The following is a 17,019-nucleotide window of genomic DNA, read 5'->3' on the forward strand; positions in this document are numbered from 1 at the left end:
GTCTTAAACGCCACTTAAGCCCACGCGGGTGATTTGCACCACGGATTCAACGATATTCTTGGCCTGGTTCATACCACCCCCAATAGCTTTGCATTCCTTGAACATCAGCGGTAACAGCTGCTTGCGGATTTCCGCCTCGATATTCTGCGGATTGATGGAGTTTTCCGCCACGGCGGCACTCACGGTGTCATCCAGGGTAAATGCCAGCTTGACCCATTTGTCCTGTACCTGCTCGTCTATCAGGGTGAACACCTCGGGCAGATGCTGCTTGAACAAGCCGAAATAGGCCTGGGCATGAGGGTGACCGGCAAAGGCGTTGGGTAATTCATCCAGATGGCGCTTTTTCACCTGCTGTTCGAACTCATGGAACAAAAGGTACTGCTTGAGCGGGTGATCGAACAGCTTTTCTGCTTCTTCGATGGCTTGCAGCAGCAGTTTGGAAAAGGCTTCCTGGGCGTAAGGGTCATCACGCAGCTCCTGTTCAATCATGCGGGTAACCCGGGTTTTGATGATGTCGGTTTCGTTGCGGGTCTTGTCCTCGTTCCATTGCTCCGGCTGCTGCTGGCCCATTTTACCCACTTCGTAGGCGCCCTGGGCGTCTTTCACCTCAACCCCGACCACATGCTTGTTCAGCAGTTTTTTCACTTCATCCGCATAGGTGTCGTAATCAATGCTTTCACCGGCATCCTGTTTCACCAGTTGCCGCAGACTGGACAGCTGCTTGACGGTTTCCTTGTAATGGCGACGGTCATCCTCGCTGAAGCTGCTGTCTTCAAAGAAGCAGGCGGATTGCAGCGCAACTTTAAGGCTGCTGGCAAACTCGCTCAGCGCCTCGTAAAAGTCTTCCCGCCGCTTCAGGTTTACATCCACCAACTCCTTATTGCCACCGGCTGAGGGCTTCCCATCACGGGCTTCCAGTCGTGGCACCAGCACCTGGCGCAATTGCTCGATGTCGTTCTTGTTTTTCACATCACTAAAAATCGCCCACAGGGTGCGGTAGAGCAGCGGCAGCCGTTTGTATTCGGTGCTCATCTGGTTATAGAGACCGGCGATATCATCGATGTCGTAACCGCCCTGGGTACGGGAAGCCAGATCCTGATATTTACCAATGGTGGTATCCAGCTCGGCCAGAATGCCGCGATAGTCGATCAGCAAACCAAATTGCTTGTCGGGGTGCAGCCGGTTGACCCTTGCAATCGCCTGGATCAGGTTGTGCTCTTTCAGCGGCTTGTCGATATAAAGCACGGTGTTTTTGGGCTCATCAAACCCGGTGAGCAGCTTGTCCACCACAATCAGCAGCTTGAGCGATGCATCCTTGTCGAACCGCTCGATAACGGCCTTGGTGTAGGCTTGCTCATCCTGATTGCCCACGTTGTCCTTCCACCATTTCGCCACTTCGGGCATGGCGGAATCGTCCACGGCAGTATTGCCCTCACGGGTATCGGGCGCACTGATCACCACGGCACTGTCAAACAGCCCGGCTTCATCCAGATACTGCTTGTACTTGATGGCCGAGGCCTTGCTGTCACAGGCCAGCTGACCCTTTAGGCCTTCAACGATGTTGTTGTCGAAGTGGGTGGCGATATCCAGCGCAATCAGCCGAATGCGGTCATCGGCGCTGTAGACCTGGCCTTTTTTGGCGAACTTGCGCTTGAGATCGGCTTTCTGCTCGTCGGTCAGCCCTGCGGTGATGCGGTCGAACCAGCTGTCGATGGCCCGCTCATTAACTTCCAGATCCGGAATTCGCTCTTCATACAGCAGCGGGGTCACCGCTTTATCTTCCACCGCCCGCTGCATGGTGTAGGCATGCACTATGGGGCCGAACTTGTTGGTGGTTTTGTCGTCCTGCAACAGAGGCGTGCCGGTAAAGGCCACAAAGGCGGCTCTGGGCAGCGCCTGGCGCATGCGAATATGGTTTTCGCCGCCCTGGCTGCGGTGGCCTTCGTCGATCAGCACGATCATATCGGCACTGTCGTTATGGCATTCCGGGTATTGGGTAGCACTGTTGAACTTCTGGATCAGCGAGAAAATAATCCGTTCTGTTCCCTGACCGATTTGCTCGGCCAGTCGCTTGCCCGAGGTGGCCATGGCGGCGGCCTTGTCTTTCTTGCCAGCCAGCTCACCACCGGAGGCAAAGGTATTGCTGAGCTGGGTTTCCAGGTCGACCCGGTCGGTGACCACCACGATGCGGCATGCCTTGAGGCTGTCGTGCAAGATCATGGCCTTGCTCAAAAACACCATGGTGAACGACTTGCCGGAGCCGGTGGTGTGCCAGATCACCCCACCTTCACGGTTATCGGCCGGGCCCCGAGTATTGATACGCTCAATCAGCCGCTTGATGCCGAATACCTGCTGATAACGAGCCACGATCTTGCCGGCTTTCTTGTCGGACAGGCTAAAAAGGCGAGTCATTTCCAGCAGCCGGGCAGGTGTCAGCAGGCTTACCAGCAGCTTGTCCTGGCCGGTAATGGCCAGCTCGCCACCCGCTACCAGGCTTTGATACCAGTCCAGATCCTTCGCCGGGCGATGCCCGAACAGGTTAGCCAGTTGCGCCGGGCTCAGCTTCCTGTTCTTGATGGCCAGCATCTCGGGTTCGGAAATATCTTCCTCCCGCCAGGCGGCCCAAAAGCGGTCAGGGGTGTTACAGGTGCCGTAGCGGCCTTCGTTGCCGTTGATGGACAGCAATAACTGGCTGTAGGCGAACAGGTGCGGAATTTCATCCGGTCGCTGGTTGCGCATGCTCTGGGAAATGCCTTCATCGATGGTTGGGCCTTTATTGGCATGGCCATCGGGCCGCTTGGCCTCGATCACCACCAGGGGAATGCCATTCACGAAGCAGACGATATCCGGGCGGCGCGACTCAACACCGCCGGAACGGGTAACGGTAAACTCTTCGGTAAAATGAAACCGGTTATTGGCCGGGTTGTGCCAGTCGATCAGCGCCACGGTCGGGTTGGCTTTTTTGCCATCCACAAACTCGGTGACCGAAATGCCATAGAGCAAATGGTTGTACAGCCGCTCGTTGGCCAGCAGTAGGCCTTCATTCAAAGCCGGGCTGCATACCTCGGCAATCAGCTTGTCCAGCGCCTTGTCGGACAAGGCATGCTCGGTACCGGCAAAGGTAAAACGGCGCTTTTCAAGTGCTTCGCGCAGCACACCACGCAGCACCACTTGATCCTGTTTACCACCACGGGCGGCCAGGGCCTGTTCGGGCGAGAGAAAAGACCAGCCCAGGTTGGTTAACAACGTCAGCGCCGGGAGCTTGGCACTGTATTCTTCCTGAAATTTTGGGGTGTGCTTCATTCTTATTGTTATTCCCTGTGCTCTCAGCCGGGCTGTAGCCGCTGCTGGGTGATGGCTACCGGTCATCGCCGGGTAGCTCATTGGTTTGGTTCGTGCTCAGGCTTTAATTCAGGCACGAAGTTGATGAACATTACTCTGGTAATCCGGGTCTGACTGACTTGTGCAAAAGGAAGTGGCAGGCTTATTGAAACAGCCAAAAGCACGTTGCCAGTCACCATCTGCCAGTTTACCGGTAAACAAATCCAGCGGCACACACCAGAGCGAAAGCTGCCCGTCAAAATGAAATACCGGCAAAGGCTGGTCGAAATCGCGGTGAGCGGGGTAAATCAGCATCAACTGTCCTTTGCCATCCAGATATTTGTGACCATAGGCGAACATCTGGTAGAGATCGGCCTGCCTGATGCCATATTTATGCTCGGTAGTTGCCAGCTTCTGGTTAAGCAACTTCCATTTTGCATCCAGTACAAAGCGAGTGCCTTGATGTTCAATCAGAAAGTCCGGTTTGAGCACAAACCAGTTTTGCGGCTCGTTAGCAGAGTGGGGGGCATGGCTCAGTAAATAGCGCCTGCTGGCCTGTGGCGTAAGCCGGGCACCGGGCTGTAGCTGTTGTCGCAGGCAGCGGGAAAGGTAATGCTCAAACAGCTGCTCCATGGGGAAGAGTAAGGCAATGCCCTTGTGCTCGCCCTTCTGAAAATCAGGATTGAGCTGTTCCAATATCAGCCGACACCAGGGTTTGATGTCTGCGTAGCTCCGCATCATCTTGCCGCTATGCCAGCGATCAAACTGGCGCAAGGGCTGGCGTATTGGCGCTATGTCGGCCAGTTGCTGGCTGAGTGTATTGGCCAGCCGCCAGTTTTCACTGTTTTTGGTCAGCCTGAAGACGATATCCAGTGCTGTCTTGAGCAGCCGGTTCTCCAGCCGATCGGGGCTGAACTCCGCATGGCGCACATGAAAATGGGCTGCCTTGTCCGGCATCTGGCGGAGCTGCTGGTTTATATCCAGTTGACCCCGGATAAAACGGCATTGCTCTTCCACATTCCGGTAGTCGAAGCGCAGCCCCCGGCGCACCAGCTCGGCCACTTCATGTAAAAACTGGCCGATTACCCATTCGTGCAAGGGAGTCTGTGAGCGCATCAATTCGGCGCTGCCGGCTTCTCTATGCTTCACGTCCAGTGCAGAGCGCAACATGCGGTGTAAAAGATGCCGTAATTTTTCCGGCCCTTCGGGGGGAGCATGTTCTGTTTTGGGCAGTATCTCGATGGCCTCGCCATGAGGGCTTTGCAGATAGCCCACATGGCTGCATAGCTTGAGCTGCCTTTTGCCTTCAACACTGAGCAGATCGGCACGACCCTTCCAGCCTTGCTGCAATTCAAGCAGCCAGTCAAAAGTGGCCGGTGACACTATGCCGAGATCCATACTGGCTTCCCGGCGAGTGTCACAGGTCAGGGTGGCATACTCACGGACCTGAATGGTCATGCCACTATGCCCCGGTAAGCCTCGGCGTTGGTAAAGGCCGCTTTATTGAGCCGATGGCGTCTGTCCATCAGTTGCTCGGCAATATCCGCCGCAAACAGTTGCTGTAGGCTCGGCAGACGGTCTCTCAATGCCTCATCGGTAATGATAAAGCGATGATCCGGATGTTTGGCCGGATCATTGAGTACCCAACCGATACGCTGGTGATCATCAAAGAAGTACTCCTGAAGCAAGGGCACCAGCTTGTCTTTGAACAGAGCCGCCAGTGCCTGCTGCCGCTCGGATTCATCTTTGATATAAACCAGCGGCATAAAATAGCTGTGGCCAATCAGGTGCTCTGCATCCAGTAACACCTCGATGCGCTGGTTGATTCTGGTCAGCATCTGCGCCAAATCCACACCAAAGACCGTTACACCAGCCAGCAATTCGGGTTGCGGCAGCATCTCGTTAAAACTGAAACGGCGGCGCAGTGCCAGATCCAGCTGGGCCAATGATTTGTCGGCGGTATTCATGGTGCCGATCAGGTACACATTATCGGGCACCGAGAAGGGGGTCTTGGAGTAGGGCAGCACGGCGGTCTGGGCATCCTCGGCTCCCTTGCGCTTGCTGGGCTCCAGCAGGGTGATCAGCTCGCCGAAGATGCGGGAAATATTACCTCGGTTGATCTCGTCGATGATCAGCACATGGGGCTTGTGTTCGCTTTCCTGTTCCCGGGTTGGCGCCAGCAACTGCTCCAGCTTGGTGTGATCAACCGTGGTGGGCTTGAGCTCATACAAGGTCATCTGTGACAGTGACTTCAGGAACAGTCGTTCCTTGGGCAGGCTGGGCTGATACTGGCGTAGCCACTTCACGCGCCTCAGTTGCTGGTAACCGACCCGCTCATCGGTTTTAAGAAACTCGTAGTCGCCGGTGATTTCGGCGATGGCCCGAAACTTGTGATTGCCGTCGGAGACAATAATCAGGTCACCTTTGGTTATCAGATTCTTGAAGGCATGCACCGAGGTGAGGGTATAGTTGTTGTTTTCTATGGATTCCTGCTGCTTTTCCTCCAGCCGGTGTTTCACAGCCTCACGGCTGTGGCAGTCGCTAAAGTCGATATCATTGCCATAGCCAAGCAGCACATAGCCCTGGTTGATACATTCGTCGAAAATATAGTCTTCGTCCCCCTGAGTGTTACCAAGGGACATTTTCCAGATCCGCTTGCCGTGCAGAGTAATGCTATCCGAGGTGGCGGCCTGAACCTTCACATCGGCGTTATCACACAGTTGCTTGAAAATGCCGTCGACGATTTCATAACGAAGGCCGCCGCTCTGTTCGTCGGTGGTGGCGCGGATCCCTTCGATAAAGTCTTCGTAAGAAAAACTCTGGTGAAAGGTGGTAAACATCACCCGTTGCTCGGCAACCAGCTGGTCATACTTTTCCTTCACCGTCTGGCGAAGCTTGATGCCATCCAGCCTTTCACATGTGGTTTTAAACCATGCCGGCTCGGCAATGCTCACTGCCAGTGCGGTGGTGGCGTAGGTCTTGCCGGTGCCGGGAGGGCCGTAAAGGATCTGATTAAGAGGAGCCATGTGTTCACCTTCCATTGACTTTGATTGTGCAGAAGGGTCTTTTCCCAAAGACTCGGTCTTGATATGACTGCTGGTCGAATAGTGATCTGAAATGAATAACATAAAATCACGGAGAGATTGGGAGTTATCTACGGAAACAGCAAAACCCATAGGCTCCTTGCTTTTCTCCGGTAATACAGGATACCCCTTCAGATTTGAGTGAAAATAACCATCCCAGTTAACCTTGATACCAGGGAGCAGCTTCAGGTTGTCCTTATACCTTTCGATAAAGGGGTGAACCACCAGAGGGTCCTTCAAAACCGGATTGTCATTCTCTCCTCTCTTCACATAGACATTGATGCCACAGTCTTTGATGGTGTGGTAAAACATTCTTTTCGTACCAACCGTACCACCTGAGTGCGGATAGCCGAGTCTGTTTAGCTCACTGTGAAGCTCTAAAGAATTCATAATACCTGTTACTGCTCTTTTTATCCCCGACGTTTACCGTCTAAAGCTGTTGTATCGTTTTTTTATTGTTGGATGATGAAATATCAACCTCCCAGCCAGTCACTGAGCATATTGGCCACCACGGGGGCAAAGGGAGGCAGCTTGCCATCCTGTGGTTGGCTGATATCGTCAATCACCATGCGCAGTAGCGCTTCATCGTCCAGGATATCGTCGGGCTCGACACCTTTTTCCCACAGCAGGGCCTCGGAGAGGCGCTTGCGCTTTTCCACCAGTGCCTTGTTGCTGGCTTCGGTGTCGCCGAGGTTCAGTACCCGGATGCTTTCCCGCGCCCGTTCGGTCAGGCCTTCCACCCGGCCGCTGAGCTTGAAGCGCAGCTCGGTTTCGCATTCAAACATCAGCGGCGTGAGCGGCAGCGGCTGGGAGCCATGGGCAGCGTCGCACTGGCGGGGGCTGGTGCAACTGGCCACCAGATTGCTGAAATCCAGGCTGCGTTGTTTGGCCTGGTGCCGCGCTTCCACATGCTCATTCATGGTGTCGTTGTTCTCACCGGAGATGGGCTGGCAGCAATAGGCACACAGATAAAACTGCTCACTGGTACAGGCCTCGCGTATGGCCTGGCGCTCCACCTCGCTGAGTCCGGCATAATTGCCTTTGGGATTAGCCCGTTTCCAGGCGGTGAGTTCCGGTGGCTCCGGGCCCTTGTCGATGTATCTCATCGTTTGCTTCCGCTGCGCAGTTCCTGCTTGCGCAGCAGCAGGGCGGCGCGGGCCAGATCCAGGTGGTTCTCCGGCAGCTCGTTTTTCAGCTCGGCCAGCAGGCGGTGGGCCTGCTCAAACTGGCTGTCCTGAATAAAATCGAGCAGATCGTTAAGTCGCCGCTCTACCTCTGCATTGCGCACATGGGTGTCCATCACCTCCAGCAGCACGCTGTTGGCATCCTGACCGTACTGGGACGGCACCTGCGACAATTCGGCATTATCCAGCGAGTAGACCAGCACCTCTTTCACGTCGCTGATCACCAGTGGCGAGTGGGTGGTGAGCACAAACTGGCAGTTGGGAAAGGTGCTGGTGAGGCGCGAGATAATGCTGCGTTGCCAGCTGGGATGCAGGTGCATGTCCACCTCATCAATCAGCACCACGCCGTCTCCTGCCAGCGGATTTTCCAGCCCCGGGTTCATCATGGCCAGACGGCGGGCAATATCACCCACCAGGGCCATCAGGGACTTTTCGCCCTGGGACAGTTGCAGCACATTGAGGGTTTCGCCGTCCTTGTCGATAGACATGTAAAGCCGGGGTTTGCGCCTGACCTGAAGGTTGCTGAAACCGGGCATAAAGTTGCTGATGGCGGTGCGTACCGCCATCAGCTGGCGATCACGGGAAGAGGCGCTCAGTTGTTGCAGTTTTTCCCACAGTTCGCTGTCTTTACCAACCGTTTCCAGCAATTTTCCCAGCATGTCGGCGGAAATGCCCGACTCGTTTTCGCTGTCTTCGCGCTCGCGGAACCATTCGAAAAAGCGCCGGAAATCCACCCCGCGATTGAGAGCGTTATCAAAACCGTCGAGCTGAAGAAAGGTATGCTTTTCCTTTATCTTGAGCGGAATATCCAGCACCACCCGCTCGACCGGATAGAAGGCGATCAGCGGCAGGCTGCCGTGTTCGTTGGCCGTCAGCACGCTGCGGTAGTGGTCGGCCAGCCGGGTGGCGTCCTGAAGCTGGCTGACAAATTGGCTTTTTTTCCCTTGTGGGTTCGGGCCAGGGTCCACTGATACAAGGCATCGCTTTCATCTGCACCTGGGTTGGCAGACTGGCCTTGGTCGTCGACCACCTCGATATCAATGGCCGCCGAGGTGGCGCCATTGAGGATCACCTCTTCGGGAATGGGGCTGCCGCTGCCTTTTTCGCTGCGCAGGCGGGCCACGAACCAGCTCAGTGAGGTGGCCAGCCCTTTTAGAATGGAGGTTTTACCCGCGCCATTGTTACCGATAAACACGGTCACATTGGACTGCACCTGCGGGGTAGGGGCCAGGGGCACCTCCAGTGACCGGAACCGGCCCAGATGGCTAAGCCGGAACTGTTTGATTTCCATGATATTACCCTTTAAAGCGCACCGTTATCGACTGTAACCCGCCGCTTGCCGGTGAGCAACAGCTGCATCAGCGCCTTTTTTTCCTGCTTCAGTGCAGCCAGCTTCTTTTGCAAGGTGTCGATTTCCCGATCGGCGGTGGAAAGCACGGCAGCGATTTTTTGTTGTTCTTCATTATCTGGGAATGGAATCACCAGCCGTGAATAAATAGAAATCCAGTGCCGTTGGTGCCCACCTACAGCAAAATCTAACAACTGCATTACTTCAAATACATACTTTATAGAAACACCAGCCTTAGCTGTCAGTATTTTCATGGCGCTAGACTTAGCCTTAAAAGGAAAATCTACGAACTTACTGCCAGTTGTAAAGTCATCAAATATTATGACTGGTAAGCTTTCAGAAAAAACACCAAAGCCTTCATCTGTATAACCAAGAATGAAAGTTTTACCTGCTGTAAGTACAGGTGTCTTGTACGAATCATGGTATTCAGTGCTTTTAACCAAATACGGTGTCGGCTGCCTGTAATCTAGAAGATCGCCTAATTCAACTCGTTTCCACTCCCCACTAAACCTTTCACCTGTATCGGAGAGCAGGCGCTGCTTGCCGGTGAGCAGTTGCTGCATCAGGGCTTTTTTCTGCTGCTGGCTGTTGGCCAGCAGCTGCTCGGTGGTGGTGATCGCCTGGTCCCAAGTGGACAGAATTTGGGCGATTTTCTTTTGTTCTGAAAGTGGGGGCAGTAATCCAATAACAGAGCATAAACGATCTGGAGAGGTGTGTTTAACTTTTGTGCCAGTTGACTGCTCTGTAATCTGCCTTCTAGAACTTGGAGCGTTAAAGAATAGATAAAGAAAATCTAAACAAACGCGATCATGGCTCGTTATTTTGACAAGTCCAAGTCGCTGATTATGTAGATACTTCCCATCTTCTGGCACAAATAGAGGGCTCCCCAAAAGCCCTTCGGATTGTTCAGTCATAGCAAGCAATAGATCCCCTTTGGATAACAAGTATCCATCGGGAACATCACCGTTGTAATATTTAGTTTTAGTACCTTGGTCCCTAAATCCACCTGTCTCGTGAAAGCTTCCTGGTGTGAGAAGAATGAAGTTTCCACTGGAAGAAAAATACTCACTCTTGAAGGCAAAACCATGTTTTACGGATATGTATTGCTTTAAATCTCCTTTCTCCCAACCTTCAGGCACCATAACCCAACTCCTTAAGATACTCGGCCATCTCGCCTTCCAGCTTGCTGAGTTGGGCCTTCAGCTGTTCACGCTCGGCGCGTACCGCCATCAGGTCGATCTCTTCCTCTTCCTCGAAGGTGTCGACGTAGCGGGGGATATTGAGGTTGTAGTCGTTGTCCTGAATTTCCTTCAGGCTGGCCAGATAGGCGTACTTGTCCACGTTATCGCCATTACGGTAGCTGGCGACGATCTTCTGAATGTTCTCTTCCGCCAGCAGGTTCTGGTTCTTGCCCGCCTTGAACTCGCGGCTGGCATCGATAAACAGCACCTTGTCGTCGACCTTCTGCTTCTTGAAGATCAGGATAGCGGCGGGAATACCGGTGCCGTAGAACAGCTTTTCCGGCAGGCCGATCACCGCGTCCAGCAGGTTTTCGTCGATCAGCTGTTTACGGATCTTGCCCTCGGTCGAACCCCGGAACAGCACGCCGTGGGGCACCACCACGCCCATGCGACCGCCCAGTTTGGAAGAGGAGGCGGGCTTGAGGGTGTCAATCATATGCAGAATAAAGGCATAGTCGCCCTTGGTCTTGGGTGGCACGCCGCGCTTGAAGCGGCCGAACTTATCGTGCTCGGCCTCGTCGTGGCCCCATTTGTCGAGCGAGAAGGGCGGGTTGGCGGTGACCACATCGAACTGCATCAGGCCGCCGTTTTTATCGAGCAGCTTGGGGTTGCGAATGGTGTCGCCCCACTCAATCTTGTGGTTGTCTTCGCCATGCAGAAACATGTTCATTTTGGCTAGTGACCAGGTGGAGCCGATGGCCTCCTGACCATAGAGCGCATACTGCTTGCTGTTGTGATACTGGCGCACCTTGTTGCCGCACTTCATCAGCAGCGAAGCCGAGCCACAGGCGGGATCGCAGATGCTGTCGCCGGGCTGGGGTTCCAGCAGTTCGGCCATCAGATCGGACACCTCCGGCGGAGTATAGAATTCACCGGCTTTCTGGCCGCCGCTGGCGGCAAAGTTCTTGATCAGATATTCATAGGCGTTGCCAATCAAATCCAGGGTGCCGACCCGGCTGGGCTTGAGGTTGAGCTCGGGCTTGGCGAAGTCTTCCAGCAGGTGGCGCAGAATGCTGTTTTTCTGTTTTTCTTCACCCAGGCGGTCGGTGTTAAAGGAAATATCCTGAAACACGCTCTTGCCCGCATCCTTCAGCTTGGTGCCGTTGGCTTCTTCAATGGCGTGCAAGGCCTGATCGATGCGCTCACCGTTGCCGGGTTCATGACGACGCTCCCACAGGGTATAGAAGCTGGCGTCGCGCGGCAGCACGAAACGCTCGTTTTTCATCATCTCTTCGATCAGCTCCGGCTCGTCGCCATACTCGGCCTGGTAGCCATCGTAGTGATCCTGCCATACATCCGAGATGTACTTGAGGAACAGCATGGTGAGGATGAAGTCCTTGTAGGTATCGGCGCTGATGGTGCCGCGAAAGGTATCACAGGCGTTCCATAAGGCCTTGTTGATGCTGTCCTGGTTGATTTTGTCGTTCATTGTTTACCCTGGCTCTGTAAAAGAGGTTGCCGGACCTGGCTGATGCCGCCGGTATATCGGTATATATAGTTGTTGTTTGGTAGACAGAGCACTTTACACCGGTCAACGCACTTGGCAAGTCAACAGGCGGTCAAAAATGCGCGGTTGGTTAAAGATCGCCTGTTATCAATATTACCTGAGTACAAAGGCGGTTAACGGCGGTAAACAGGGCAGGGTGGTTGTCCTGTTCTTCCTGATACGAGAGGTTCGGTCATGGCGTTGAACGGGAATGTGAACAAGCATAACCAGCCCGACAATACGGACACCGGTGCGTTATGGTAAATAGGGGCACGCAGGGGCTGGGCAGTGCGACTGATGGCCAATAAAAAGTCAACAAATGAGCCAGTTGCATGAGGATATCCTTTGTTGTCGGGGCCTGGCCATAACCGCCAGGATGACACTCAGCCATCTAAAGCCAGGTTAATCATCAGAACCTCTGAAAACTGAAGGATGGCTGAACTACAGGCTGCATAGACCCGGAAGATGTTGCCAGCCGAAAACGACAACCAGTGCAACATACGTGGCTCTGAACGAGCCTTTACTGTTCATAGGTGGCAGATGTGCCAGTGCAAATCAAAACAGACTGAACTGAACGTCAGGCAGCGATAGTCCAGGCGAAAACCAGGCAATGAGCCGTGCCGGTCGAGCGCAGTCAGTCACGCAGTGCTGACATGAACACGCTGAAGAAGACGGCCAAGGAATCTATGCATCGTGCATGCGCAACATTTCGGGACGGTTTCGAAAACCGAAACAAATCCCGAAATTAAGCTCTGAAAGTGTCAGGGATCACGCATAAATATTTGAAAATTAAGAGTTTCACCATGGTGGAAAAATCCCATTTGAAACTGGAACTCACAAATATGCGCGCGCTCTGACATCTCAATATAATTCCTATTTAACATAATATACATTATGCGAAGCATTGTTATCCGGGGTTTATGATCACGCCTCAGGCTTTATCTCCAGCCGGTTCAGTCGTTTGCCGGCCGCACTTTCGTGACGTTCGACCTTGCTGGTGTGCAGATACTGGGAAGTCGTATCTATGCTGTCATGGCCGGCATCGGCCTGCACATGGGACAGCGGTCTACCATTGTAGTTGATGTCGTGGGTGATGCCGGTGTGGCGGATGCTATGCACAGTGAGCGTGCGTATCTCGGCGGCATCCTGGTCGAAGCCGTCGTCGGCGGCGGCATCGGCAGCCAGGGCTATCAATTCATCGAGTGAGTCGCGCAGCTGGCGAATGCCCAGGTTGGCGTTGAGCAGGCCCTGATCCCGACCTCGGCCAGCGGCCCGATGACGTACAAACAGCGGGGTATTTTCGTTAGGTGACGGCAAGGGCGGCAGCTTGAGGTAGTTTCGATAGCGTTTGAGCGCCTCCAGCAGCTCGCGGGAGGCCGCTACTGTGCGCCGCTTGCCGCCTTTGCTGACCGGGATATAAAAGCTCCAGATCCCGGTTTTGCCGTCGCGCCGGAATTGGCTCATCACCGGCGAAAACCCGGGCCGGGCCGCAACTTCGGAAATACGCAGGTAGCAGGCGTACATCAGCGACACCAGGAAAAGCGTCCGCTCATGACGCTCGGGCTGCTGTTCGGCCAGACGCTCGGCGGTGCTCATCATATAAGACCATTGCAGGTCGCTGAATACCCGGACTTCATCTTCTTCTCCCGAGACGGTCGCCTGCACGGGTGTAGAGCCAAAGCGACTGTGGCGCATCCACATCACCGCCGGATTGCGCTCGGTTGCTTCCTCATTGATCAGGTAGCCATAAAAAGAAGACAGCACCGCCATCTTGGTCTTAAGCGCTTTGTCACTCAGCCGGTAAGGCTGTTCGCGACCGTCCACTTTCTTGCCCAGGAACGGCCGCCACAACGGATTGGGCTGGCGCTCACCCCATTCCTTGTTTAGTACAAACTGGGCCACGTTACGGTAGGCAATCAGCTCCCTGGGTGGTGCCAGGCAATAGTCCACATATCGATTCATCATCCGCCGGGTTACCGCTATCGGCGAGATCTGCTCGATATCAAAACACCAGTGTAAAAAGGTGGTCAGTTCACTGCGATAGGTTTTGTAGTTGTTTTCGCTGAAGCGGCTTTCCAGCAACCAGTCCATGGCATGCTCATAGACAAAGGCGGCCTCCGCCACCCGATTTAGGGTGAGTTCGGCGATATGCTGGTTGACGACGCTATTGCCCTCTTCCAGGTACTGGGGAGCATCAAACAGGGGGAACACGGGGGGCATGCTGGGCATCAGCACTCCTAAAAACACTGAAAATATTATATTTATTTTATCAAAAACAGAAGCTTAATAGAATGCCGATAAACTGCATTATCGGCATTTGCGTACCTGGAAAAGGAGGACCAGAAACGAAAGTCCTCGGCCAAAACCCTATCCCTCTTGACGCTGGATATGCTACCAACGGCTATAGTTGGTAGAGACAGAATGGACTCGGATGCCACAGCGCCTCGGCCCGCATCCGAGCCAGAGACTTGATTCACCACACCACGGCGACTCGGTGAAAGACGAAGGCGACAGCCCCCAACAAGACGGCTCCCCCGAGCAAAAACTGCTCGAGCTGGTCGATCATACCCTGCACGATCTGCAGCCGGAAGCGCCGGCGATGCCCCCTGCCCGGCTTGACAGTTCCTTCGACCGAGATCTCGCCCTTGATAGCCTTGCCCGAATGGAATTGTTGTTGCGCGTCGAGGGCGCTTTCGGGGTCAGTCTGCCGGCAGAAACCCTGCAGCGTGCCGAAACGGTACAGGATTTATTGATCGCCATAGAACAGGCCCCAAGCGCCTCGGCAGAACGGCTCCGCTCAGAACGTCTCACGCTATCCGAAACCGCCCCGTCGGACAAGGATGAAGTACCACAAGCCAGTACCCTGGCCACCACCACTACCCTGCTGGAAGTGCTTGACTGGCATGAACAGGCACATCCGCAACAGGTACCCATCATCCTGGTCACCGAGGAGTCCGAGCAGCGTCTCGGCTATGGGGAACTGGCGGCAGGTGCCCGAGCCGTGGCGGCCGCGTTGCAGCAGGCGGGGGTCGCGCCGGGTCAGACGGTGGCCATCATGCTACCCACCTCCCTCGCCTACTTTCACTGTTATTTCGGCATACTGCTTATGGGCGCCATCCCGGTGCCCATCTACCCGCCGGCGCGGGCGTCCCAGCTTGAAGACCATGTACTGCGCCACGCCGGTATTCTCGCCAATGCCGAGGCAGTACTGTTGATTACCGTGCCCCAGGCCATGATGGTGGGCCGCCTGCTGCAGGCCCGGGTGCCGGGCCTGCGCCGTCTGGCTACCCCCGAGCAGTTGACCGCCCCGGCTGATAGCCTGCGCCCGGTCGAAATCCGGGGCGAAGACACTGCCTTTATCCAGTACACTTCCGGCAGCACCGGTAATCCCAAGGGGGTGGTACTCAGCCATGCCAACCTGCTTGCCAACATTCGAGCCATGCAACAGATGCTGGCGGTGAGCCCGCGTGACGTCTTCGTCAGCTGGCTGCCGCTCTACCATGACATGGGCCTTATCGGCGCCTTTCTCGGCAGCCTTTATGTGGGCCTGCCCCTGGTGGTGATGTCGCCCCTCACCTTTCTGGCCAAGCCCGAACGTTGGCTGTGGGCCATTCATCGCTATCACGGCACCCTGTCGGCGGCCCCCAATTTCGCCTACGAGCTCTGCCTGAAGCGCATCGCACCGGCATCGCTGGAAGGACTGGATCTGAGCAGTTGGCGGCTGGCCTGCAACGGCGCCGAGGCGGTCAGCCCCGACACCCTGCAGCGTTTCACCGAACAGTTCGCCCCCTACGGCCTCAAGCCGGAAGCGGTCAGCCCCGTGTACGGCCTGGCCGAGGCCTCGGTCGGGTTGCTTTTTACCCCGCTCGGACGCGGCCCGCTAATCGATTGCATACGGCGCGAGCCCCTGGCTCGCGAGCAGCTCGCCCTGCCCGCCGCCAAGGAAGACGAGGGGGCACAACGCTTCGTGTCCTGCGGGGTACCCTTGCCCGGTTACGCTATCCGCATTGTTGGCGAGGCAGGCGAGGAGCTGGGCGAGCGTATTGAGGGCCGGCTGGAGTTCAAGGGCCCCTCGGCCACCCGGGGCTACTTTCACAATAAGGAGGCCACCGCCAAATTGTTCCACGACGGCTGGCTCGACACCGGCGATCGTGCCTATGTCGCTGCCGGGGAGGTGTACCTCACCGGGCGGGTGAAAGACATGGTGATCCGCGGCGGGCGCAACCTCTACCCCCAGGAAATCGAGGAGGCGGTCGCCGCCGTGGAGGGGGTACGCAAGGGCGGAGTGGTGGTGTTCGGCAGCCCGGACCTGGTCACCGGCACCGAGCGTTTGGTGGTGCTCGCAGAAACCCGCCTGGGTGGCAGCAGTGCCCTCGGCCGGCTGCACCAATCGGTAGTGAGCGCCGTATTGGGCGTGCTGGGCGAGCCGCCAGACGAGGTGGTGCTGGCACCGCCCAATACGGTGCTCAAGACCTCCAGTGGTAAGGTGCGCCGTGCCGCCTGCCGCAGCCTCTACCTCCAGGGAGGCATCGGCAAGGGGGCTCCCAAAGCCTGGTTTCAGTTACTTCGTCTGACTCTGGGCTCCGCAGGCCCCTGGCTGCGGAGCCTCGGCGGACAACTGGCCGGCGCCGCCTTCGCCTTGCACGCCGCGCTGATGCTTGGTCTACTGGCTCCTCCTATCTGGCTGGCGACCCTCGCCACAAGCTCGCCCACCGCCGCCTGGCGCCTGGGCGGACGGGCGGCCCGGCTGCTGCTGCGCCTGACCGGCACTCCCTTCAAGGTTAAGGGACTCGAGCGACTGCCGGCGGGACCCTGTGTGCTGGTGTGCAACCACGCCAGCTATCTGGATGGCCTGCTGCTGGTAGCAGCCTTGCCCCGGCCCTACGCTTTCGTCGCCAAGCGGGAATTGCGTACTCAGTTCGTTGCCGGCCGCTACCTGAAAAAACTGGGGGTGGCGTTCGTCGAGCGCTTCGAGGTGCAACGCAGTGTGGAAGACGCCAACCGCATGACCGAGCTGGTCAAGGGCGGACGCTCCCTGCTGGTGTTCCCGGAGGGGACCTTTGTCGCCCATCCGGGGCTGCTGCCCTTCCACCTGGGTGGTTTTCTCGCCGCCGCCGGTGCATCCGTGCCCGTGGTGCCGGTCAGCATCCGCGGCAGCCGGTGGGTGTTGCCCGCCGAGAGCCGGTGGCCCCGGCACGGCGCCCTCGAGGTCGAGGTGGGCTTACCCCTGCCACCACGCCAGGAGGACGAGGAAGTGTTTGCGGCGGCGGTGAGGCTCCGACAGACGGCCCGCGCCTGCATCGCGCAACAACTGGCAACGACAGAGCAGGAGGGGGGATAACAAAAAAGCACAGCC

Annotated in this window: 10 protein-coding genes; 1 reads left to right on the forward strand and 9 read right to left on the reverse strand. The window is 56.1% G+C overall.

The window, feature by feature from the left end; genetic code table 11:
- Positions 1 to 3: 3 nt before the first annotated feature.
- From DCS96_RS04625 to DCS96_RS04660, 9 genes are all read right to left on the reverse strand, one after another.
- The gene (locus DCS96_RS04625) at positions 4 to 3,303 is read right to left on the reverse strand and encodes a type I restriction endonuclease subunit R (protein ID WP_116473157.1); all 3,300 of its coding nucleotides are present in this window, start codon (positions 3,301 to 3,303) and stop codon (positions 4 to 6) included.
- A 108-nt stretch (positions 3,304 to 3,411) separates the two neighbouring features.
- On the reverse strand, positions 3,412 to 4,779 hold the full coding sequence (locus DCS96_RS04630; RefSeq protein WP_116473158.1) for an McrC family protein: 1,368 nt from the start codon (positions 4,777 to 4,779) through the stop codon (positions 3,412 to 3,414).
- Entirely contained in the window at positions 4,776 to 6,347 is a 1,572-nt protein-coding gene (locus DCS96_RS04635; RefSeq protein WP_198649919.1) for an AAA family ATPase, read from the reverse strand. The genes DCS96_RS04630 and DCS96_RS04635 overlap by 4 nt, the downstream gene beginning before the upstream one ends.
- A gap of 530 nt (positions 6,348 to 6,877) precedes the next feature.
- The gene (locus DCS96_RS04640; protein WP_116473160.1) at positions 6,878 to 7,510 is read right to left on the reverse strand and encodes an HNH endonuclease family protein; all 633 of its coding nucleotides are present in this window, start codon (positions 7,508 to 7,510) and stop codon (positions 6,878 to 6,880) included.
- The gene (locus DCS96_RS04645; RefSeq protein ID WP_198649920.1) at positions 7,507 to 8,556 is read right to left on the reverse strand and encodes an AAA family ATPase; all 1,050 of its coding nucleotides are present in this window, start codon (positions 8,554 to 8,556) and stop codon (positions 7,507 to 7,509) included. Before DCS96_RS04645 ends, DCS96_RS04640 begins: the two co-directional genes overlap by 4 nt.
- Entirely contained in the window at positions 8,460 to 8,879 is a 420-nt protein-coding gene (locus DCS96_RS18680) for an AAA family ATPase (protein ID WP_198649921.1), read from the reverse strand. The genes DCS96_RS04645 and DCS96_RS18680 overlap by 97 nt, the downstream gene beginning before the upstream one ends.
- Positions 8,880 to 8,890: 11 nt before the next feature.
- Positions 8,891 to 10,078, reverse strand: a complete 1,188-nt coding sequence (locus DCS96_RS04650) for a restriction endonuclease subunit S (RefSeq protein WP_116473161.1) — start codon at positions 10,076 to 10,078, stop codon at positions 8,891 to 8,893.
- Entirely contained in the window at positions 10,068 to 11,606 is a 1,539-nt protein-coding gene (locus DCS96_RS04655) for a type I restriction-modification system subunit M (RefSeq protein ID WP_116473162.1), read from the reverse strand. The genes DCS96_RS04650 and DCS96_RS04655 overlap by 11 nt, the downstream gene beginning before the upstream one ends.
- Before the next feature lie 981 nt (positions 11,607 to 12,587).
- On the reverse strand, positions 12,588 to 13,892 hold the full coding sequence (locus DCS96_RS04660) for a tyrosine-type recombinase/integrase (RefSeq protein WP_116473163.1): 1,305 nt from the start codon (positions 13,890 to 13,892) through the stop codon (positions 12,588 to 12,590).
- Positions 13,893 to 14,157: 265 nt separating this feature from the next.
- Between DCS96_RS04660 and DCS96_RS04665 the strand changes: the two genes are divergently transcribed.
- Entirely contained in the window at positions 14,158 to 17,004 is a 2,847-nt protein-coding gene (locus DCS96_RS04665) for an AMP-binding protein (protein ID WP_198649922.1), read from the forward strand.
- Positions 17,005 to 17,019: the final 15 nt, after the last annotated feature.

Origin of the sequence: Zobellella maritima, assembly GCF_003075035.1 — a bacterium.
In the GTDB taxonomy this organism is placed as follows: domain Bacteria; phylum Pseudomonadota; class Gammaproteobacteria; order Enterobacterales; family Aeromonadaceae; genus Oceanimonas; species Oceanimonas maritima.